The following is a 21,032-nucleotide window of genomic DNA, read 5'->3' on the forward strand; positions in this document are numbered from 1 at the left end:
TCTCCGGTCGGGGATCAGGCCCAACCCAGCGCATTCAGCGCCAGGTCGATCAGTTTGATGCCGGCAAACGGCACGAGGATGCCGCCGAGGCCGTAGATCAGCAGGTTGCGACGCAGCAGCCGCGCCGCGCCCAGTGCGCGATAGCGCACCCCCTTCAGTGCCAGCGGAATCAGGAACACGATCACGATGGCGTTGAAGATCACCGCCGACAGGATGGCCGAGCTCGGGCTGGTCAGGCCCATGATGTCCAGCCGGCCCAGTTGCGGGTAGGTGACGGCGAAGGCGGCCGGGATGATGGCAAAGTACTTGGCGACGTCGTTGGCCAGACTGAAGGTCGTCAGCGCACCGCGCGTCATCAGCATCTGCTTGCCGATCTCGACAATCTCGATCAGCTTGGTCGGGTTCGAGTCGAGGTCGACCATGTTGCCGGCCTCTTTCGCCGCCTGGGTACCGGTGTTCATCGCCACCGCGACGTCGGCCTGGGCCAGCGCCGGCGCGTCGTTGGTACCGTCGCCGGTCATGGCCACCAGCTTGCCTTCGGACTGGTAGCGGCGGATCAGCGCCAGCTTGTCTTCCGGGCGGGCTTCGGCCAGGAAGTCGTCGACGCCGGCTTCGGCAGCGATGGCAGCAGCGGTCAGCCGGTTGTCACCGGTAATCATCACCGTCTTGATGCCCATGGCGCGCAGTTCGGCAAAGCGCTCCTTGATGCCGCCCTTGACGATATCCTTGAGCTCGACCACCCCCAGCACGCGCAGCCCGTCGACCACCACCAGCGGCGTGGCGCCACGGCGGGCAACGTCGTCGATGGTGCCGTCCAGCGCCGCCGGCCACTGACCGCCACCGTCAGCCACATGGCGGCGCACCGCGTCAGCAGCCCCCTTGCGGATATGGCGCGAGCCGATGTCGACCCCGCTCATCCGCGTCTGGGCGGTAAACGGCAGGAAGTGGGCATCGCCCAGTGCGCGACCGCGCAGGTCGAAGCGGGTCTTGGCCAGCACGACAATCGAGCGGCCTTCCGGCGTCTCGTCCGACAGCGATGCCAGTTGTGCCGCATCGGCCAGTTCGCGCTCGTCCACGCCCTGCGCCGGCAGGAAGGCGCTGGCCTGGCGGTTGCCGAGGGTGATGGTGCCGGTCTTGTCCAGCAGCAGCACGTCGACGTCACCGGCTGCCTCGACCGCACGGCCGGAAGTGGCGATGACATTGGCCTGCATCATCCGGCTCATGCCGGCGACACCGATGGCGGACAGCAGGCCGCCGATGGTGGTCGGAATCAGGCACACCAGCAGCGCCACCAGCACGGCGATGCCGACCGGACTGCCACTGCCGGCTGCATCGGCGCTGTAGATCGAGAACGGCAGCAGTGTGGTGCAGGCCAGCAGGAACACCAGCGTCAGTGCGGTCAGCAGGATGGTCAGTGCGATCTCGTTCGGGGTTTTCTGCCGACGCGCGCCTTCGACCATGGCGATCATGCGGTCGAGGAAGGCCTCGCCGGGCTTGACCGTGATGCGCACCACCAGCCAGTCGGACAGCACGCGGGTCCCGCCAGTGACAGCGGTGAAGTCACCGCCGGATTCGCGGATCACCGGTGCAGACTCGCCGGTAATGGCGGATTCGTCGACCGACGCCACGCCATCGATCACCTCACCGTCCAGCGGCACAATGTCGCCGGCCTCGATCAGCACGATGTCGCCGCACTGCAGCGAGAAGGCGTCGATCACGCTGACGGTCGAGAGACGGTCGGCAGAGGCCAGCCGCTTGGCGCTGACATTCTTGCGGGCGCCGCGCAGCGCGGCAGCCTGGGCCCGGCCCCGGCCTTCGGCCAGCGCCTCGGCCAGGTTGGCGAACAGCACGGTGAACCACAGCCAGGCGGCGATCGCCAGGGTAAAGCCGGCCGGGGCGTCGGCCACGCCGGCCAGCGCCGCAAAGCCGAGCAGCGAGGTCAGCACGCTGCCGGCCCAGACGACGAACATCACCGGATTTTTCCACTGCGCCCACGGCGACAGCTTCCTGAACGCGTCTTTCAGCGCCGGTCGCAGCAGCGCCGGGTCAAGCAGCGGCAAGGTACGAGTTGTATTCATGATCGTTTCCATGGCCCGCCGGAGCGGGCACAAATGATTTCTGCGGGATGCGCCAGGCTCAGCGGAACAGTTGCAGGTGGTCGACGATCGGCCCCAGCGCCAGCGACGGAATGAAGGTCAGCGCGCCGACCAGCAACACCGTGCCGACCAGCAGGGTGACGAACAGCGGACCATGCGTGGGCAGGCTGCCGGCGGTGGTCGCCAGCTTCGGCTTGGCGGCCAGATGACCGGCAATGGCCAGCACCGGGATGATCACGCCGAAGCGGCCGAACCACATCGCCATGCCCAGCATCACGTTGTAGAACGGGGTATTGGCCGACAGACCGGCAAAGGCCGAACCGTTGTTGTTGGCGGCGGACGTGAACGCGTACAGCACCTCGGAGAAGCCGTGCGCCCCGGTATTCAGCATGCCGGCGCGGCCAGCCTCGACCACCACGGCGATGGCACTGCCGCCCAGCACCAGCGTCGGCGGGATGAGGATGGCCAGCGCCAGCATCTTCATCTCGAAGGCTTCGATCTTCTTGCCCAGGTATTCCGGCGTGCGGCCGATCATCAGCCCGGACACGAACACGGCGACCAGCGCGAACACCAGCATGCCGTAGAAGCCGGAACCGACCCCGCCGTAGATCACCTCGCCCAGCTGCATTTCCAGCATCGGCACCAGACCGCCTAGCGGCATCAGCGCATCGTGCATGGCGTTGACCGCACCGCACGAGGCCGCCGTGGTCACCACGGCGAACAGCATGGTGCCGACCACGCCGAAGCGCATTTCCTTGCCTTCCATATTGCCGAGGCCCGGATCGAGCCCGGCAAGCTGCGGGTTCAGCTGGCCCTCGGCCATAAACGCCGCCGCCGCCATCAGCACGAACAGCACCGTCATGGCAGCAAGAATGGCGACACCCTGGCGCCGGTCGCCGATCATCCGGCCGAACACCAGGCACAGTGCGGCCGGGATCAGCAGGATGGCCAGCATCTGGCTGAAGTTGGACAGCGGGGTCGGGTTTTCGTACGGGTGTGCCGAGTTGGCGTTGAAGAAGCCGCCACCATTGGTGCCGAGCAGCTTGATCGCTTCCTGCGAAGCCACCGGTCCCATCGCCAGCAACTGGGTGGTCGCCTGCTCGGTCTTCATGGCCGGCAGGCCGGCCGCATCGGTCTGCGGCTTGCCGTCGGCATCGACGACCGGCACGCTGTAGCTGACCGTTTCGGTCAGTTGCGCCAGCCGGTAGCTGTCGACGTTCTGGATCACGCCCTGGCCGACCAGGAACAGGGCATACAGGAACGACAGCGGCAGCAGCAGGCCCAGGGTCGCCCGCGACAGGTCGATCCAGATATTGCCGAGGCCGCTGGCCGAACGACGGGCAAAGGCACGCATCAGCACCACGGCAACCACAATGCCGGTCGCGGCGGACAGGAAGTTCTGCACCGCCAGCGCCAGCATCTGCGTCAGGTAGCTCATCGTCGATTCGCCGCCGTAACCCTGCCAGTTGGTATTGGTCACGAACGAAACGGCAGTATTGAATGCCGAATCAGGGGCGACGGCCGCAAAGTCCTGCGGATTGAACGGCAGTCCGCCCTGCACGCGCTGCAGCAGATAGACGGCGATGAGGCCGATCACGTTGAACACCAGCAGTGCACTGGCGTAGCGGCTCCAGTGCATGTCCTGGTCCGCATCGGCGCCGGCCAGCCGGCAGACGCCACGCTCGACGGCATCCAGCCAGCGCCAGCGCGCGGCCAGCCGGCCGTCGAACAGGGCCGCGCAGTAATTCGACAGCGGCCACGCCAGAACCAGCAGCACGGCCAGGAACAGCCCGACCTGCAGGATGGCAGCATGGTTCATGCGACCTCCTCGGCGTTGATCAACGCCCAGACCAGGTAAACCGCCAGGCCCAGCGCCACGGCGCCGGCCATCCAGTAAAGCATACTCATCGCCGGGTCTCCAGTTTGCGGCAGCCGGACAGCAGACCGGCTACAGCCAGGGCAAACAGCGCACAAAGCGCCAGATAGACGACATCCATTCCGGTCTCCAGATCAGTGGGGGATTTCGTCATGGATGCTAGGCGCCGGCGTATAAATCCGGCGTCGAGAGCCCGGCCATCCCTGTAAACGGAATGTAAAAAAAGGCGTGCCGGGCCGCGGAGCCCGACGAAAGAAAACGGGGAAAACAGCATTGAAAACAGCCATTTGCAATGAAACATGCCAGGAACATGCCTGCAAAGTCAGCTCTTTGACATAAATAGGTCAACCGTGCCGCTATAATGATTTCGCCCCTTATAAGAAAAAGCCTTCCCGAATGCGCAACAACCAGCCCGTCACCCAGCAAGAACGCAGTTTTCCAGGCGAACAGCGACTGATCTCCAGTACCGACCTGAAAGGCCGCATCACGTATTGCAACGATGCGTTCGTCCATCAGTGCGGGTTCAGCCGTGACGAGCTGATCCGTGCGCCGCACAATCTGATCCGCCACCCCGACGTGCCGGCTGCCGTATTCGGTCACATGTGGGCCGCGCTGAAGCAGGGGCAGCCGTGGATGGGCATCGTCAAGAACCGCTGCAAGAATGGCGATCACTACTGGGTCAACGCCTATGTGACGCCGGTCTATGACGGCGACCAGGTGTCGGGCTACGAATCGGTACGGGTCAAGCCGACCCGTGAGCAGATCGCCCGGGCGGAAAAGCTGTATGCCCGCATCAATGCCGGCAAGTCGGCCACGTCCCGCATCAGCCGCGTGCTGCCGCAGGTGATCGACTGGCTGCCGTACGGCGTCGTGGCCGTACTGGGTGGCGTGGCGGGCGCGCTGTTCGGCCCCGCCGCCGGTCTGGGCGCCGCCGTGGCACTGGCGGTACCGGTCGGTCTGGCCGGGCTGCGCTTCCAGCGTCGTGAACTGGCGCGCTTGCTGGAACTGCCGGGACAGGCCCTGTCCGATCCGCTGCTGGCCGCGCTGTACACCGACCGCAGCGGCGTGGTCGCCCAGCTGGAAATGTCCATGCTCAGCCAGGAAGCGCGGCTGCGCACCTGCATGACGCGGCTGGAGGACAGTGCGGTGCAGCTGGCCAGCCAGGCGCAGGAAGCCGATCGCCTGACGCACGGCAGTTCCGACAGCCTGAAGCGCCAGCAGGAGGAAACCGAGCGGATTGCGGTCGCCGTCGGCCAGATGGCCAGTTCGGTGCAGAGCGTCGCCGACGGCGTGCAGAGCACGGCCAACGCCACCCACGAAGCCAATCAGCTGACCCGTCAGGGCCGCGACATGACCACCGAAACCCATGACGCGATCCAGCGTCTGTCGCAGGTGGTCGGCAAGGCCGGCGAGTCGATGGGGCGCCTGGCCCGCGACAGCGAAGAGATCGGCGGGGTGGTCGATGTGATCGAGGGCATTGCCGAACAGACCAATCTGCTGGCACTGAATGCGGCGATCGAGGCCGCACGCGCCGGGGACCAGGGCCGCGGCTTCGCCGTGGTGGCCGATGAAGTGCGGACGCTGGCCCAGCGTACCGCCCAGTCGACCCAGCAGATTCACGGGCTGATCGCCCGCCTGCAGGGCACGGTCAATGAAGCGGTCGCCACCATGGATACGGCCTGTACCCAGGCCAGCGCCTCGGTGGTGCAGGTCGGTCAGGCCGAGCAGGCACTGGCCGGCATCAGCGACGCCGTCTCCCGCATCAACCAGATGACCCTGCAGATTGCCAGTGCCGCCGATGCGCAAAGTCGCTCGGCCGAGGAGATCAACCTCAATGTCGGCACCATCGCCCGGCTGACCGACGCCACCAATGACGAAGTGCACCGGACCGCGCGCCTGAGCGAAAGCCTGACCCAGACCGCGCTGGACCAGCAGGCGCTGGTGTCACGCTTCAACCGCTAGTCCGGCCCGCGGGAAACCGGCATGAAAAAGCCCCGTGCTGCCATGGCAGCACGGGGCTTTGACTGCGGCGACAGCAGCAGCGCCGGGTTTACGCAGCCCTGCGCTTTATTCGTCGTGCGGGTAAATCCGCAGCAGCACGATGCGCGGGCCATGCATCTTCTTGACCACGGCGTCAAAGTGCTCGAACTCGATCCGTTCCCCTTCGGACGGCACATTGCCGAGCCGGGAGAAAATCAGCCCGCCGACCGTGTCGACCTCTTCGCCCTGGTCCGGCTCGATATCGACCCCCAGCGCGCGTTCCAGGGTAAAGATCGGCAGGCTGCCCTTGCCAAGCAGCGAGCCGTCGTCGAGCCGCGCCCATTCGTTGCGCGCCTGGCGGAACTCGTCGCGGATCTCGCCGACCATCGCGCCGAGCAGGTTGTCCAGCGTCAGATAGCCGAGCGGCTGGCCGTCGTCACTGTCCTCGACGATGGCGAAGTGCGGCGCTCCCTGCTGCAGGCGGCGGAACAGCTCCATGGCCGACAGGTGCGGCGACACCCGCAGTGCCGGACGCAGCAGTTCGCCGAGATCGACGTCGTCATGCTTCTGCATGGCGAACAGCACGTCTTTCAGGTGAATGATGCCCTGCACGTGACCATTGTCATCGAGATACGGGTAGCGGCTGAAACGGTGCTGGGCCGCACGGTCGAGGCTGGTCTGGAAATCGTCCTCGGCCCGCAGGCACACCGCCTCGTTGAACGGGCGCATCAGGTCCGACACTTCGAGTTTGCGAAAATCGAGCGACTGCGCAAGCACGCGCCATTCGTCGCCGGTGAACTGGCCGTCGGCACGCGACGAGCGCAGGATCAGCTTCAGCTCGTCGGCGGAATAGTGGCTGTCATGCCCGGTGTCGCCATCCAGTTTCAGCAGGCTCAGCACCTTGCCGGCGCTGTGATTCAGCAGCCAGATGGCCGGATACATGGCCCAGTAGAACACGTACAGCGGCGGAGCCGTCCACAGGCCGACTTTCTCCGACATGCGGATGGCCAGCGATTTCGGGGCAAGTTCGCCAACGACGATGTGCAGATAGGAAATGGTAAAGAAGGCCACGACAAACGAGATGCCGTGCACCAGTTGCGGCGAGTCAATGCCTGCGGCCTGCAGCAGCGGTTCGAGCAGGCGCGAGAAAGCCGGTTCACCAATCCAGCCCAGACCGAGCGAGGACAGCGTGATGCCGAGCTGGCAGGCTGACAGGTAGGCGTCCAGGTCCTGATGCACCCTGACCAGCAGACGCCCGCGACGCCCGTGCGTCTTGGCCATTGCCTGCACGTGGGTCTGCCGGAGCTTGACCAGGCCGAATTCGGCCGCAACGAAAAACCCGTTCAGCAGAACGAGCAGGAACGCAGCAAAAACGAGTAATAAGTTACTACCCATATCGGGGACACCAGCGGATGTCCCACACCTTTCCGATTGTCAGGAGAGGGCAAATTGTGCACGAATCGCCGCACGCTGTCGCGGAAATGGCATGCTGCGACGCAATGAGCCGGAGCCGGCCCATACCGCCCCCGGCCGGATTTTTTCATCTGCCGGGCATCGCCCCGCCGCGCCAGCAACGGGCACGGAGCCTGCGCATGGCAGCCGGCGGCACGGGCACGGTCAGCCCTTGCGCTTGATCATTTTTGCCAGGCTCGCATACAGCTCCGGATGCTGGTCGCGCAGATAATGGACAATCTTCAGATCATCTTCATTCAGCGCTTCAATATCGACGTGCCGGACGTAGAGCAGGTTCAGCAATATCCGCACCGGTTTCGGAATATAGTAACCACGCTCATAGCGACTGCCGCCACTTTGTGAAATACCCAATGGGCTCCAGAACTGTTTCTGGGTTAATCCGACTCCCTCCCGGATACGAATGACATCGCTGTTATCGAACAATTTGCGCACAAACGGTTTGCGGCTGCCAACCGCCATGACCGACTGGGCCGCGCCGTGGCTGAGCTGATTATCCATATTACCCCCGATAAAAACCGTATTCGCCAGCAAATAACACCTGTCTGGGTGCCAGTATTCCGCGTGACCAGACCGGAGTGACCTTGAGTTCCCTCCGCTGACCAACTAGGCTTAGCCATGCTAAATATTCCGCACGGTCACCAGCAATAGGATTTTTCTCAAATTAAGTGGCGTCATTTCTGATGCCATGGACATGTCAGATAAATCAAGTCGGCAGAAGGCTACAATCAGGGCAATCCCGGTCATATACCGGCCGGAAATGAAAACGCCGCTTTCCGTGAGAAAAGCGGCGTTTCGGCCAGAGATTCAACTGCGGCCCCGGGGGGGCGGTGAGTGAACTCAGGCGCGCTTCTTGAATTCGCCAGTGCGGGTGTCGATTTCGATGAGGTCACCGATTTCGACGAATGCCGCCACCTGAACGATGGTACCGTTCAGCAGACGGGCCGGCTTCAGCACCTTGCCCGACGTGTCGCCGCGAACGGCCGGTTCGGTGTATTCGACTTCGCGCACGACGGTGGTCGGCAGTTCGAGCGAGATCGCGCGGCCATCGTAGAACACCACTTCGCACACGTCTTCCATGCCGTCCTGCAGGTACGGGAGCACGTCACCCATGTTGTCGGCTTCGATCTCGTACTGGTTGTACTCGGTGTCCATGAACACGTACATCGGGTCGGCGAAGTACGAGTAGGTGCACTCCTTCTTGTCGAGGGTGATGACGTCGAACTTTTCGTCTGCCTTGTACACGGCTTCGCTTGCGCTGCCGGTCAGCAGGTTCTTCATCTTCATCTTGACGACGGCGGCATTGCGGCCCGACTTGTTGTACTCGGTTTTTTGCACGACCATCGGCTGGCCGTCGAACATGAACACGTTGCCGGAGCGAAGTTCCTGAGCGGTTTTCATCTAATATCCTGTAACTGACTGTCTGATTGGCGAGCGGCAAAGTGCCCGCGTTTCGGAAAACGCGTGATTATAAAAGACTTTCGCAAAAACGCGCCAGATTGGACGTCAGATCCCCCAGCGCGGCAAGCCGGTCCGCCCAGCGGCGCGCATGTGCGCGAATTTCCGGCAGTGCGGCGACATAGGCCTGCCAGGCCTCGCCGATCCCGTCGCCGGCCCCGTTCCAGACCCGATGCATTTGCCGCACCGAAGCCGCCGCCGCCGGGCTCAGGCCCTCGCAATACCGGGTCAGCCACGCGTCCAGTTTGACCAGATGGGCATCGTCCTGCTGCGGGTAGATATGCCACAGCAGGGGCCGGGCCGCCCACTGTGCACGCACGAACGAGTCTTCGCCGCGAATGAAATTGATGTCGCAAGACCATAACAGCGGGTCGTAATCCGGCTGGGCGACAAACGGCAGCACGCTGAGGGCCAGCGCACCGCGGTGCAGTGTTTCGCCACGGGTCAGCGGTCGTCCGGCCCAGCCGGCGACCGAATCGAGCACGCGCCCTTCCGGCACCAGCACGTGCACGGCACATTCGCCAGAGGCCAGCGCGTCCAGCCAGGCCGGCAGCGCCGGGTTCTCGTAGGCGAACAGCGAGACGGTCAATGCGCCCTCGTCGATGCTCAGGCCGGCCTCGTGCCGGAACGCGGCCTGCGCGACCGGATCAGCCACGAAGGCATCGCGCTGCGCAGACAGCGCACGCTCGGCCAGCAGTCCGCCACTGCGCGGGGTGAAACCGGGAAAGAAGAAATGCTTGCGCAGCGGCGGCTGCGGCGAGGCCATGCCGTGACAATCGTCGATCCAGCTCTCCGCCGACAGGTATTCGAGATTGATCCACGCCGGCGGTGGCGACGCAGCCGCCATGGCCTGACGAAACCGGGGCGGAATCTCGCAGGCGAAAGCCTCGACCACCACCCGGTGCGGCACGACCTCGTCCCAGTGCGCAGACCAGTGGCGCACGTCGACGCCATCCCGCGTCTGCGCGGCCAGCGCCGGGTCGATCTGTGGCGCAATGCGGGCGAAGCTGTGCAGGTCGTCGACCCACAGCCGCACCGGCTCGCACCGTTCGGCGGCCAGTTGCCGGGCCAGCCGCCAGCACACGCCGATATCGCCGTAATTGTCGATGACGGTGCAGAAGATATCCCAGGAAAGCACGGGCATGGGGAGAGGCCTGCGGAGGAAAAGTGGCATGCTCTCACAAGCGGCGGGCGGCGCGAAGACTGGAAGCGGCGGCGCCATTCGCTACACTATGCAGACTGAAGACCCCAGCCGGAGAAGTTCATGAGCGCCACGCCCTGCCCCGATTTCACCCTGCCGTCCACTGGCGACGCCAGCTTCACGCTGTCCAGCGCGCCAAAGCTGCTGGTGCTGTATTTTTATCCGAAGGACAACACGCCCGGCTGCAGCAACGAGGCCGCCGCCTTCCGTGACCTGTACCCGGCCTTCCGCGCTGCCGGCGCCGAGGTGGTCGGCATTTCGCGCGACAGCCTGAAATCGCACGAGAATTTCCGCGCCAGATTCGAGCTGCCGTTCGCACTGCTGTCCGACAGCGACGAAACCGTCTGCACGCTGTTCGACGTGATCAAGATGAAGAATATGTACGGCAAGCAGGTGCGCGGCATCGAGCGCAGCACCTTCCTGATCGGCCGGGATGGCGCGATCGCCGCCGAGTGGCGCAAGGTCAAGGTACCCGGCCACGCCGAGCAGGTGCTGGAAGCGGTAAAAGCGCTGTAAGTGCACCGGCGGGATCGGGGCAGACCCCGGTCCCGCCGGAAAGATCAGGCACTTACGACGCGAACAGCCACGGCTGCGACTGCTTGCGCGCGTCCTCGAATGCGTGGATCTCGTCCGCGTGCTGCAGGGTCAGGCCGATTTCATCCAGTCCGTTCAGCAGGCAGTGTTTGCGGTGCTCGGTGATGTCGAACGGGAACGACTCGCCGGACGGCGTGGTCACCACCTGGGCGGCCAGATCGACCACCAGCCGGTAGCCTTCGCTGGCCTCGCACTCGCGGAACAGCTGGTCGACGACCGCTTCCGGCAGCACGATCGGCAGCAGGCCGTTCTTGAAGCTGTTGTTGAAGAAGATGTCGGCAAAGCCCGGCGCGATAACGGCACGGAAGCCATAGTCGTCCAGCGCCCACGGCGCGTGCTCGCGCGAACTGCCGCAGCCGAAATTCTGCCGTGCCAGCAGCACCTGCGCACCACGGTAGCGCGGGAAGTTCAGCACGAAATCGGGATTCTGCGGCCGCTTGCTGTTGTCCATGCCCGGTTCGCCATGGTCGAGATAGCGCCATTCGTCGAACAGGTTCGGGCCAAAGCCCGAGCGCTGGATCGATTTCAGGAACTGCTTCGGAATGATGGCGTCGGTATCGACGTTGGCGCGGTCGAGCGGACAGGCGAGTCCGTCGAGTCGGGTAAAGGCTTTCATTTGGCTACTCTCTCAATGGCGCGACCGCCGGCACTGATGTCGCGGCCGACCCCTTGCACGGTGTTGCAGCCGGCCAGAACGCCGGCCAGAAGAACAACAAGTACGCTCAGCTTTGTCATGTTTTTCATCTATCGATCAGCAGTCCGGGACCGACCCGCAGGCCCCGGACTGCCGCCCCCTTCAGTCAATGTGCGGCAGGTGTCGCTACATTTTTTCTTTGACGTCCTCGGCAGAATTCGACATGCCCTGCCCGGCAGCCTTGACGTCCTTGCCCATGCCGGACACGGTGTTGCACGCGGACAACCCGATGGCGGCCAGCGCCGCTACAGCCACTAACAACAGCTTCATGTCACGCTCCTTGAGGTGCTGCCATCATCCGATGGCCACCCTAAGCATAGCGCGTGAATCCGCCGTGCCGGACCGTGCGGCGTCAGCCCGCGGTACGCAGGTCGACGAAATGGCCGGCGACGGCAGCGGCGGCGGCCATGGCCGGGCTGACCAGATGGGTACGCCCGCCCTGCCCCTGCCGCCCTTCGAAATTGCGGTTCGAGGTCGATGCGCAGCGCTCGCCCGGCTCCAGCCGGTCGGCGTTCATCGCCAGGCACATCGAGCAGCCCGGCTCGCGCCACTCGAAGCCGGCAGCGCGGAACACCTGGTCCAGCCCCTCGGCCTCGGCCTGCGCCTTGACGTTGCCGGACCCCGGCACCACCATCGCCAGCCGGACCGAATCGGCCTTGTGCTTGCCGGCCACGATCGCGGCCGCTTCACGCAGGTCCTCGATGCGCGAGTTGGTACAGCTGCCGATGAATACCTTGTCGATGGCGATGTCGGTGATCGGCGTATTCGCTTCCAGTCCCATATAGCTGAGGGCGCGGATCATGCCGTCGCGGCGGACCGGGTCGGTCTCGCGCGCCGGGTCCGGCACCCGGCCGGTGACGTCGGTCACCATTTCCGGCGACGTGCCCCAGGTCACTTGCGGCGCGATGGCGGCAGCATCCAGCCCGACCACGTGGTCGAACTGCGCACCGTCGTCGGACACCAGCGTGCGCCAGTTGGCGACGGCGGCTTCCCATTGCGCGTCGGTCGGCGCAAACGGGCGTCCCTTCACGTAATCGATGGTGGTCTGGTCGACGGCGACCAGGCCGGAGCGCGCACCGGCCTCGATAGCCATATTGCACAGCGTCATCCGCCCTTCCATCGACAGTCCGCGAATCGCGTCACCGGCGAATTCGATCGCGTAGCCGGTACCGCCGGCCGTGCCGATATGACCGATGATGGCCAGGGCGATGTCCTTGGCGGTCACGCCGGGCTGCAGCTTGCCGTCGACGCGGACCAGCATGTTCTTCGATTTCTTCGCCGTCAGGCACTGGGTCGCCATCACGTGCTCGACTTCGGACGTGCCGATACCATGGGCCAGTGCGGCAAAGGCACCATGGGTCGAGGTGTGTGAGTCGCCACAGACCACGGTCATGCCCGGCAGCGTCGCGCCCTGCTCCGGACCGACGACGTGGACGATGCCCTGGTTGCGGTCCATGAACGGGAAGTAGGCCAGCGCACCGGTGGCACGCACATTGGCATCCAGCGTCTCGACCTGCAGCCGCGAGATCGGGTCCTTGATCCCGGCGATGCCTTCCTCCCAGTGGTCGGTCGGCGTGTTGTGATCGGCGGTGGCGACGATGGAAGTGATGCGCCACGGCTTGCGACCGGCAATCTTCAGCCCCTCGAACGCCTGCGGGCTGGTGACTTCATGCACCAGGTGGCGGTCGATATACAGCAGGGCGGTGCCGTCGGCGTCGGTACGCACGACATGGCTCTGCCAGAGTTTGTCGTAAAGGGTGAGTGCGGCCATGGTGAACCTTCCGGTAAGGAGATGGCGGGAGAATATGCAGCGATTATGCACGCCCGCCGTCCTCATCGGCACTGAAATCGGACGACGCAGACATCGCGGATGGCGATGGCTGGATCAGGCGCTTTCGCCGCTGGCGGCCAGGTGGCCGAACAGGCGTTCGGCGGCCGGCGACAGTGAGGCCCCCGCCTTGCGGCACAGGTACAGATGGTGGGTGGCCCACGGTTCGTCCAGCGTCAGCGCCGCCAGACCGAGCGGCACCAGATACGGCGAGATGGCGGCGCGCGGCACCACGCCGACCCCCAGCCCGGCCGACACCATCGCGCAGACGGCATCGAAGCTGCCGACCTGGATGCGCAGCGGCAGGTCACGGCCGATATCGCCGGCGGCCAGCAGCAGCCGGCCATGCAGCGTACTGCCGGCTTTCAGCCCGACCATCGGATAGTCGAGTGCCGCGGCAAAGCGCAGCCGCGTCTGCCGGGTCAGCGGATGGCCGGGCGGCGCCAGCAGCACCAGTTCGTCGCTGCGGCACAGTGTCAGTTCCAGCCCGTCGTGGCGCAGCAGTTCGCTGACGACACCAAGGTCGGCCACGCCTTCGGTCACCGCCTGGGCGATGCGGGCCGACACGTGCTCTTCCAGATCGACGCGGATGCCGGGCCACTGCCGGTCGAAGCTGGCCAGCACCGGTGGCAGGAATTCGACGATGGACGAAATATTGGCGAACAGCCGCACATGGCCGCTGAGCCCGGCGCCATAGCTGGCAATCTCGCGCTCGACCCGGCCGGCTTCTTCCAGCAGGCCGCGCGAGCGCACCAGCAGCGCCAGCCCGGCCGCAGTCGGCCGCACGCCACGATTGTGCCGCTCGAGCAGTGCGGTACCGAAGGCGGCTTCAAGGTCGGACAGCCGCTTGCTGGCGGCACTCGGCACGATATGGCAGCGCTCGGCGGCGCGGGCGATGCTGCCGCTGTCGGCGGCGGCGATAAACAGCTCAAGGTCCCGCCAGTCAAAACCGATGCGCGTGGGCATGGCGGTCAGGCGCTGAGCAGGTACTGCATGACCATCTTCAGGCTGCGCATGATGGCTTCCTTGTCGAAGTCGTCATTGCGTACCGAGCGGATGATCAGCCCGTCGAAAATGGCGCTGATGATTTCCACCCGCCCGTTCAGTTCCCGCTCATCCTGAACCCAGCCGGTCTGCAGCGCATTGCGCAGCATGTTGCGGAAGCGGGCGCGAACGATGGCATCGGCCTCCGACACCATGGCCGAGACCTTCGGATTGCGCGAGGCCTCGCTGAGGATTTCCAGCCACAGCCCGGCCTCGTACGGGTCGATCGACATTTCGACGCCCTCGTCGACACAGTCGAGCAGATGGCGGAATACGTCCTCGGCGGCCTCGAAGGCGGCGATCTTTTCCAGCATGTCGGCCAGGTCACGCTGGACGATGGCGGCAATGATCGCCTCCTTGTTGGCAAAGTAATGGTAGATGTGGCCAACGCTCATCCCCGCTTCTCTGGCGATGCCCGCCATGCCCGCGCCATGAAAGCCATGCTGCCTGAAACAGTCGGCTGCGGCCTTGATGACCTGTTCCCGCCGACTGTCCGCACAGCACGGCGAACCCGCCGCGTGCATTTCCTTACCTGCCATTCCTTTGTCTCCCGAACATGTTGTGCTTGACGCGTGACCGCATTGTAGTGGCAATGCGCCGCCACAGGTAAAAAACTAGAATGAACGTTCACTCTAGCGCCAGAAACGGTGCTAGACTGCGCGTCCACCCACTAGTGGAATCGCTATGTCGTGCGATTCAGTTGCCATTAACTCGAACGGCCTACGCTGCGCGACTCACCGCGCGGGCGCCCGCCATTCCTCTTTTGCCGCGCAGATCCGTGGCAGGGGCCACAGGCCCTCCCCTTGTTGTAGCAAGCGCCGCCCTGGCATGCAGCCGGCCACCGCGACGCCATCGTACGAAGCATCAGACAGCAGCCAAAAATAACAATCGCCAATGCCCGCCTGCGCTCATTGGCCAGCTTTCATTCCAGAGAGGTTCCACATGCAGATCAATCGAACTGTCGCGCAGTTGACTGCCGCCGGCATCCTGCTCTCCGGCAGCATCCTGCTGACCGGCTGCGGCAAGAAGGACGCCCCGCCGCCCCCGGGGCCGCAGGAAGTGTCCGTGGTCTCGGTCGTGTCGCAGCAACTGGCCATGACAACCGAATTGCCGGGCCGCACCTCATCGTTCCAGATTGCCGAAGTCCGCCCGCAAGTCGGCGGCATCATCCAGAAGCGCCTGTTCCGCGAAGGCGCCGACGTCAAGGCTGGCCAGCCGCTGTACCAGATTGATCCGGCCACCTATCGCGCCGCCTACGACAGTGCCCGCGCCACGCTGGCCAAGGCCGATGCCAATCTGACCACCGCGCGGCTGAAGGCCGAACGCTACCGCGAGCTGGTGTCGATCAATGCCGTCAGCAAGCAGGAATACGACGACGCCGACGCCGCCTTCAAGCAGGCCGCCGCCGACGTGGCCGGCGCCAGGGCTGCCGTGGAAAGCGCGCGCATCAACCTCGACTACACCCGCGTGAGTTCGCCGATCTCCGGCCGCATCGGCAAGTCGACGGTGACGCCGGGCGCCCTGGTGACGCAGAACCAGGCCGATGCGCTGACCACGGTCCAGCAGATCGACCCGATCTATGTCGACGTGACCCAGTCGAGCACCGAAGTGCTGCGCCTGCGTCGCGAACTGGAAAGCGGCAAGCTGGCCCGCGCCGGCAACGGTGGCGCCCGGGTCAAGCTGCGGCTGGAAGACGGCAGCGACTATGCGCATGAAGGCCGGCTGGAGTTCTCCGACATCACTGTCGACCAGGGCACCGGCGCCATCACCATCCGCGCGGTATTCCCGAACCCGGAACGCAATCTGCTGCCGGGCATGTATGTCCGCGCCGTGCTGGAAGAAGGGGTCAATGACCAGGCGATCCTGGTTCCGCAACAGGGTGTGACCCGCAATCACAAGGGCGAAGCCACCGCACTGGTGGTCGGTCAGGACAACAAGGTCGCCGAGCGCGTGCTGAACGTGTCGCGCACCATCGGCGACAAGTGGCTGGTAAACAGCGGCCTGAAGCAGGGTGACCGGGTCATCGTCGAAGGGCTGCAGAAAGTGCACCCGGGCGCGGTGGTCAAGCCTGTCCCGGCCAAGCCGGCCAAACCCGCCCCGCAAGCCGCGGCCGCCAAGCCGTAAGAGGATTCATTCATGGCCAAGTTTTTCATTGACCGGCCGATTTTCGCCTGGGTCATCGCCCTCGTCATCATGCTGGCGGGCGCCCTGTCGATTCTGAAGTTGCCGGTTTCACAGTACCCGAGCATTGCGCCGCCGTCGGTCACGATCAGCGCCAACTACCCGGGTGCCTCGGCCCAGACGCTGCAGGATACGGTCACCCAGGTGATCGAACAGCAGATGAAGGGGATTGACCACCTGACCTATATGTCCTCGACCAGCGATTCGAGCGGCTCGGCCAGCATCACCCTGACATTCGATGCCGGCACCGATCCCGATATCGCCCAGGTCCAGGTGCAGAACAAGCTGTCGCTGGCGACGCCGCTGCTACCGCAGGAAGTCCAGCGTCAGGGCATTTCCGTGTCCAAGAGCTCGTCGAGCTTCCTGATGGTGCTCGGCTTCGTGTCCGAAGACGGCAGCATGAGCGGCAGTGACCTGACCGACTATGTGGTCGCCAACCTCCGTGATCCGATCAGCCGGGTCAACGGGGTCGGTACCGTGCAGGTGTTCGGTTCGCAGTATGCGATGCGCGTCTGGCTGGACCCGAACCGGCTCGACAAGTTCAGGCTGACACCGAGCGACATCGCCACGGCGATCACCGCGCAGAACGCGCAGATCTCCGCCGGCCAGCTCGGCGGCACGCCGTCGATTCCGGGCCAGCAGATCAACGCCACCATTACTGCGCAGACCCGGCTGCAGACGGCCGAGCAGTTCGAGCAGATCCTGCTGCGGGTGCAGCCTGACGGCTCCAAGGTATTGCTGAAGGATGTCGCCCGGGTCGAGATCGGCAGCGAAAGCTACGATACCGTCGCGCGCTTCAACGGCAAGCCGGCGGCCGGCGTGGGCATCCAGCTCGCGACCGGTGCCAATGCGCTGGACACGGCATCGGCCCTCGAAGCCAAGCTGGCCGAACTGCAGCCGTACTTCCCGGCCGGCACCAAGGTCGTGATCCCGTACGACACCACGCCGTTCGTGAAAGTGTCGATCCATGAGGTGATCAAGACGCTGGGCGAAGCCATCGTGCTGGTGTTCCTGGTCATGTACCTGTTCCTGCAGAACTGGCGCGCGACGCTGATTCCGACCATCGCCGTGCCGGTGGTGCTGCTGGGCACCTTCGGCGTGCTGGCGGCGGCCGGATTCTCGATCAACATGCTGACCATGTTCGCCATGGTGCTCGCCATCGGTCTGCTGGTCGACGATGCGATCGTGGTGGTGGAAAACGTCGAGCGGGTGATGAGCGAGGATGGCCTGTCGCCACGCGAGGCAACCCGCAAGTCGATGGGACAGATCACCGGCGCCCTGGTCGGCATCGCCCTGGTGCTGTCGGCCGTGTTCGTGCCGATGGCGTTCTTCGGCGGCTCGACCGGCGTGATCTATCGCCAGTTCTCGATCACCATCGTTTCGGCCATGGTGCTGTCGGTGCTGGTGGCCATGATCCTGACCCCGGCCCTGTGCGCGACGCTGCTGAAACCGGTCCAGAAGGGCCACCACATCGTCGATACCGGCTTCTTCGGCTGGTTCAACCGAGTGTTCGACACCGGCACCCAGCGCTATCAGTCCGGCGTGCGCGGCATTCTCGGCCGCAGCAAGCGTTTCATGCTGATCTACGGTGTGATCATCGCCGTGATGGCGCTGATGTTCATGCGCCTGCCGACCTCGTTCCTGCCAGACGAGGACCAGGGCATCCTGTTCAGCCAGATCCAGCTGCCGGCCGGTGCCACCCAGGAACGTACCCTGGAGGTCATCAAGCAGGTCGAACAGCACTTCATGGTCAAGGAAAAGGACGCGGTCTCGTCAGTGTTCGCCGTCGCCGGCTTCAGCTTCAGCGGCAATGGCCAGAACAACGCGATCGCCTTCGTCAGCCTGAAGGACTGGGACCAGCGTGACGGCAAGACCCAGAGCGTGAAGGCTCTGGCCGGGCGCGCGATGGGTGCGTTCTCGCAGATCAAGGACGCGATGGTGTTCGCCTTCGCCCCGCCGGCCGTGGTCGAGCTGGGCAATGCGACCGGCTTCGACCTGCAACTGCAGGATCGCGGCGGCCTCGGTCACGACAAGCTGATGGAAGCGCGCAACCAGTTGCTCGGCATGGCGGCGAAGAGCCCGGCGCTGGCAGGGGTGCGTCCGAACGGTCAGGAAGATACGCCGCAGCTGCGCATCAACATTGACCAGCAGAAGGCCACCGCACAGGGGCTGAGCATCGCCGCGATCAACGACACCCTGTCGTCGGCCTGGGGCGGCGCCTACGTCAACGACTTTATCGACCGCGGCCGGGTGAAGAAGGTCTATCTGCAGGCCGATGCACCGTACCGCATGGTGCCGGAAGACCTGAACAAGTGGTTCGTGCGCAATACCCAGGGCGACATGGTGCCGTTCTCGTCCTTCGCCACCGCAAGCTGGGAATACGGTTCCCCGCGTCTGGAACGCTATAACGGCGTGCCGTCGCTGGAAATCCTCGGCGAACCGGCGCCGGGCAAGAGCTCGGGCGAGGCGATGCAGGAAGTCGAGGACATGATCGCCAAGCTGCCCCCGGGCATCGGCTACGAGTGGACCGGTCTGTCGTTCCAGGAACGCATGACCGGCTCGCAGGCACCGGCGCTGTACGCGATCTCGCTGCTGGTGGTGTTCCTGTGCCTGGCCGCACTGTACGAAAGCTGGTCGATTCCGTTCGCGGTGATGCTGTCCGTGCCGCTTGGCGTGGTCGGTGCGGTGGTTGCCACCAGCGTGACCGGGCTGTCCAACGACGTGTACTTCAAGGTCGGCCTGCTGACCACGATCGGTCTGGCGGCGAAAAACGCCATTCTGATTGTCGAATTCGCCAAGGAGCTGTACGAAGGCGGAATGGGCCTGATCGACGCCACGCTGGAAGCGGTGCGGATGCGCTTGCGCCCGATCCTGATGACCTCGCTGGCCTTCACGCTTGGCGTGCTGCCGCTGGCAATCAACAACGGTGCCGGTTCCGGCGCGCAGAACGCGATCGGTACCGGCGTGGTCGGCGGCATGATTTCCGCCACCGTACTGGTGATCTTCCTGGTTCCGCTGTTCTTCGTGCTGGTCCGCCATCTGGCCGACCGCAAGCGCACGGCCGCGACGGCAACCGAAGCTACCCCATCCCAAGAGGGTCAATGACATGAAGTACGCCCCCCTCTCCGCACTGGCCGCCGCGCTGCTGCTCAGCGGTTGCATCAGCATGGCGCCGACCTACCACCGGCCGGCCGAGCCGGTGGATGCGGCCTGGCCGCAAGGCCCGGCCTACCCGAAGGAGGCGTCGCCGGCCGACGCCACCCCGGCGGCCGATATCGGCTGGCGCGATTTCTTCGTCGATGAGCGGCTCAAGCGCCTGATCGCGCTGGCGCTGGACAACAACCGCGACCTGCGCGTCGCCGCACTGAACATCGAGAAGGCGCGTGCGCAGTACCAGATCCAGCGCGCGGACCTGTTCCCGTCGATCAACGCCCAGGGCGCCGGCACCGGCCAGCGCACGCCGGGCAGCCTGAGCACCACCGGCCAGGCGCTGACCACGCGTCAGTATTCCGCCGGACTGGGCTTCAGCGCCTATGAGCTGGACCTGTTCGGCCGGCTGACCAGCCTGAAGAACCAGGCGCTCGAGCAGTACTTCGCCACCGAAGCGGCGCGCAACAGCGCACAGATCAGCCTGGTGGCGGAAGTCGCCAATGCGTGGCTGACCCTGTCGGCTGACCGTGAACGACTGCGGGTCGCCGCTGACACGCTGAAAAGCCAGCAGTCGTCGTACACGCTGATCCAGCGTCGCTTCGAGCTCGGCTCGGCCTCGGCGCTGGACCTGCGTCAGGCGCAGACCAGTGTCGATTCGGCCCGGGTCGATATCGCCGGCTTCACCGCCCAGGTCGCCCAGGACGAGAACGCGCTGGCACTGCTGGTCGGCATGCCGGTTCCGCAGGACCTGCTGCCGGTCGAATCGGTCGAACGCGTCGCCGCGGTCACCGACATTCCGGCCGGCCTGCCCTCGACGGTACTGGTCCGGCGTCCGGACGTGCTGCAGGCCGAGTACCAGCTGAAAGCGGCCAATGCCAATATCGGCGCGGCCCGCGCGGCGTTCTTCCCGAGCATCACGCTGACGGCATCCGGCGGTACGGCCAGCAACACCCTGTCCGGCCTGTTCAAGGCCGGATCGGGCGCCTGGTCGTTTGCCCCGCAGATCAATCTGCCGATCTTCTCCGGGGGCCGCAACCTGGCCAATCTGGACGTGGCAAAGACCGAAGAGAAGATCGCCGTCGCCCAGTACGAGAAAGCGATCCAGAGCGCGTTCCGCGAGGTCGCCGATGCGCTGGCCCAGCGCGGCACGGTCAATGATCAGCTCGACGCCCAGTCGTCGCTGGTCACGGCCACGGCCGATGCCTACCGCCTGTCGGGCGCCCGCTACGACAAGGGGGTCGACAGCTATCTGAACGTGCTGGACTCGCAGCGCTCGCTGTACAGCGCCCGTCAGGGCCTGATCACCGTGCGCCTCGCGCAGCTGGCCAACCAGGTCACGCTGTACAAGGTGCTTGGCGGCGGGCTCGGTGAAACCACGAAAGTGGCCGCCAAACCCTGAAACGGTCAGCCATCTGCAGAAAAACGCCACATCCGGTCCGGATGTGGCGTTTTTTCATGGA

General features: G+C 64.9%; 19 protein-coding genes. 5 read left to right on the top strand and 14 right to left on the bottom strand.

All coding sequences use genetic code 11. The annotated features are described in order from the left end of the window. Window positions 1–14: 14 nt before the first annotated feature. From kdpB to DFO50_RS19770, 4 genes are read right to left on the bottom strand one after another with little or no spacing between them, the layout of a single operon-like run. Entirely contained in the window at window positions 15–2,078 is a 2,064-nt protein-coding gene (kdpB, locus tag DFO50_RS04280) for a potassium-transporting ATPase subunit KdpB (protein ID WP_036384713.1), read from the bottom strand. A gap of 58 nt (window positions 2,079–2,136) precedes the next feature. Then, window positions 2,137–3,915 (bottom strand): potassium-transporting ATPase subunit KdpA, encoded by a 1,779-nt coding sequence (gene kdpA, locus DFO50_RS04285; RefSeq protein WP_107889461.1) that lies wholly within the window; start codon window positions 3,913–3,915, stop codon window positions 2,137–2,139. Next, on the bottom strand, window positions 3,912–4,004 hold the full coding sequence (gene kdpF, locus DFO50_RS19085) for a K(+)-transporting ATPase subunit F (protein WP_084299741.1): 93 nt from the start codon (window positions 4,002–4,004) through the stop codon (window positions 3,912–3,914). The genes kdpA and kdpF overlap by 4 nt, the downstream gene beginning before the upstream one ends. After that, complete coding sequence (locus DFO50_RS19770; RefSeq protein ID WP_255420178.1) at window positions 4,001–4,126, bottom strand: hypothetical protein; 126 nt, start codon at window positions 4,124–4,126, stop codon at window positions 4,001–4,003. Before DFO50_RS19770 ends, kdpF begins: the two co-directional genes overlap by 4 nt. 242 nt (window positions 4,127–4,368) lie before the next feature. Between DFO50_RS19770 and DFO50_RS04295 the strand changes: the two genes are divergently transcribed. Further along, window positions 4,369–5,934, top strand: a complete 1,566-nt coding sequence (locus DFO50_RS04295; protein WP_107889460.1) for a PAS domain-containing methyl-accepting chemotaxis protein — start codon at window positions 4,369–4,371, stop codon at window positions 5,932–5,934. Between the two features lie 105 nt (window positions 5,935–6,039). On the opposite strand, the gene DFO50_RS04300 is transcribed toward DFO50_RS04295, so the two are convergent. The 4 genes from DFO50_RS04300 to earP all read right to left on the bottom strand — a co-directional run bounded on the left by DFO50_RS04300 (window position 6,040) and on the right by earP (window position 10,024). Further along, window positions 6,040–7,347, bottom strand: coding sequence for a hemolysin family protein (locus DFO50_RS04300; RefSeq protein ID WP_107889459.1), 1,308 nt, complete (start codon window positions 7,345–7,347; stop codon window positions 6,040–6,042). Between the two features lie 222 nt (window positions 7,348–7,569). Beyond that, window positions 7,570–7,923 carry a DNA-binding transcriptional regulator gene (locus DFO50_RS04305; RefSeq protein WP_308417826.1) on the bottom strand — a complete coding sequence of 118 codons (354 nt, stop codon included), beginning with the start codon at window positions 7,921–7,923 and terminating at the stop codon, window positions 7,570–7,572. A gap of 339 nt (window positions 7,924–8,262) precedes the next feature. Beyond that, window positions 8,263–8,823 carry an elongation factor P gene (efp, locus tag DFO50_RS04310; RefSeq protein WP_028497791.1) on the bottom strand — a complete coding sequence of 187 codons (561 nt, stop codon included), beginning with the start codon at window positions 8,821–8,823 and terminating at the stop codon, window positions 8,263–8,265. Between the two features lie 67 nt (window positions 8,824–8,890). Further along, window positions 8,891–10,024 (bottom strand): elongation factor P maturation arginine rhamnosyltransferase EarP, encoded by a 1,134-nt coding sequence (gene earP, locus DFO50_RS04315; RefSeq protein ID WP_112692117.1) that lies wholly within the window; start codon window positions 10,022–10,024, stop codon window positions 8,891–8,893. Between the two features lie 120 nt (window positions 10,025–10,144). Between earP and DFO50_RS04320 the strand changes: the two genes are divergently transcribed. Further along, entirely contained in the window at window positions 10,145–10,597 is a 453-nt protein-coding gene (locus DFO50_RS04320) for a peroxiredoxin (RefSeq protein ID WP_112692118.1), read from the top strand. A 52-nt stretch (window positions 10,598–10,649) separates the two neighbouring features. Here DFO50_RS04320 and leuD read toward each other — a convergent pair whose 3' ends face one another. From leuD to DFO50_RS04350, 6 genes are all read right to left on the bottom strand, one after another. Further along, window positions 10,650–11,291 (bottom strand): 3-isopropylmalate dehydratase small subunit, encoded by a 642-nt coding sequence (gene leuD, locus DFO50_RS04325; protein ID WP_028497788.1) that lies wholly within the window; start codon window positions 11,289–11,291, stop codon window positions 10,650–10,652. Beyond that, window positions 11,288–11,410, bottom strand: a complete 123-nt coding sequence (locus DFO50_RS04330) for an entericidin A/B family lipoprotein (protein WP_107889456.1) — start codon at window positions 11,408–11,410, stop codon at window positions 11,288–11,290. The genes leuD and DFO50_RS04330 overlap by 4 nt, the downstream gene beginning before the upstream one ends. Before the next feature lie 85 nt (window positions 11,411–11,495). After that, window positions 11,496–11,639 (bottom strand): entericidin A/B family lipoprotein, encoded by a 144-nt coding sequence (locus tag DFO50_RS04335; protein ID WP_084299739.1) that lies wholly within the window; start codon window positions 11,637–11,639, stop codon window positions 11,496–11,498. An 82-nt stretch (window positions 11,640–11,721) separates the two neighbouring features. Then, entirely contained in the window at window positions 11,722–13,140 is a 1,419-nt protein-coding gene (gene leuC / locus DFO50_RS04340) for a 3-isopropylmalate dehydratase large subunit (protein WP_107889455.1), read from the bottom strand. Window positions 13,141–13,254: 114 nt separating this feature from the next. Further along, a complete protein-coding gene (locus DFO50_RS04345; RefSeq protein ID WP_199489742.1) occupies window positions 13,255–14,163 on the bottom strand; it encodes a LysR family transcriptional regulator in 909 nt (302 codons plus the stop codon). A 5-nt stretch (window positions 14,164–14,168) separates the two neighbouring features. Next, window positions 14,169–14,780, bottom strand: coding sequence for a TetR/AcrR family transcriptional regulator (locus DFO50_RS04350; RefSeq protein WP_084299738.1), 612 nt, complete (start codon window positions 14,778–14,780; stop codon window positions 14,169–14,171). A 403-nt stretch (window positions 14,781–15,183) separates the two neighbouring features. Here DFO50_RS04350 and DFO50_RS04355 point away from each other — a divergent pair, with 403 nt between their 5' ends. From DFO50_RS04355 to adeC, 3 genes are read left to right on the top strand one after another with little or no spacing between them, the layout of a single operon-like run. Then, window positions 15,184–16,365: an efflux RND transporter periplasmic adaptor subunit gene (locus DFO50_RS04355; RefSeq protein WP_028497784.1), complete on the top strand. Its 1,182-nt coding sequence runs from the start codon at window positions 15,184–15,186 to the stop codon at window positions 16,363–16,365. Window positions 16,366–16,377: 12 nt separating this feature from the next. Further along, window positions 16,378–19,527 (top strand): efflux RND transporter permease subunit, encoded by a 3,150-nt coding sequence (locus DFO50_RS04360; protein ID WP_028497783.1) that lies wholly within the window; start codon window positions 16,378–16,380, stop codon window positions 19,525–19,527. A 1-nt stretch (window position 19,528) separates the two neighbouring features. Continuing rightward, window positions 19,529–20,971, top strand: coding sequence for an AdeC/AdeK/OprM family multidrug efflux complex outer membrane factor (gene adeC / locus DFO50_RS04365; RefSeq protein WP_028497782.1), 1,443 nt, complete (start codon window positions 19,529–19,531; stop codon window positions 20,969–20,971). Window positions 20,972–21,032: the final 61 nt, after the last annotated feature.

It is taken from the genome of Microvirgula sp. AG722 (assembly GCF_003269145.1).
Lineage (GTDB): Bacteria > Pseudomonadota > Gammaproteobacteria > Burkholderiales > Aquaspirillaceae > Microvirgula > Microvirgula aerodenitrificans.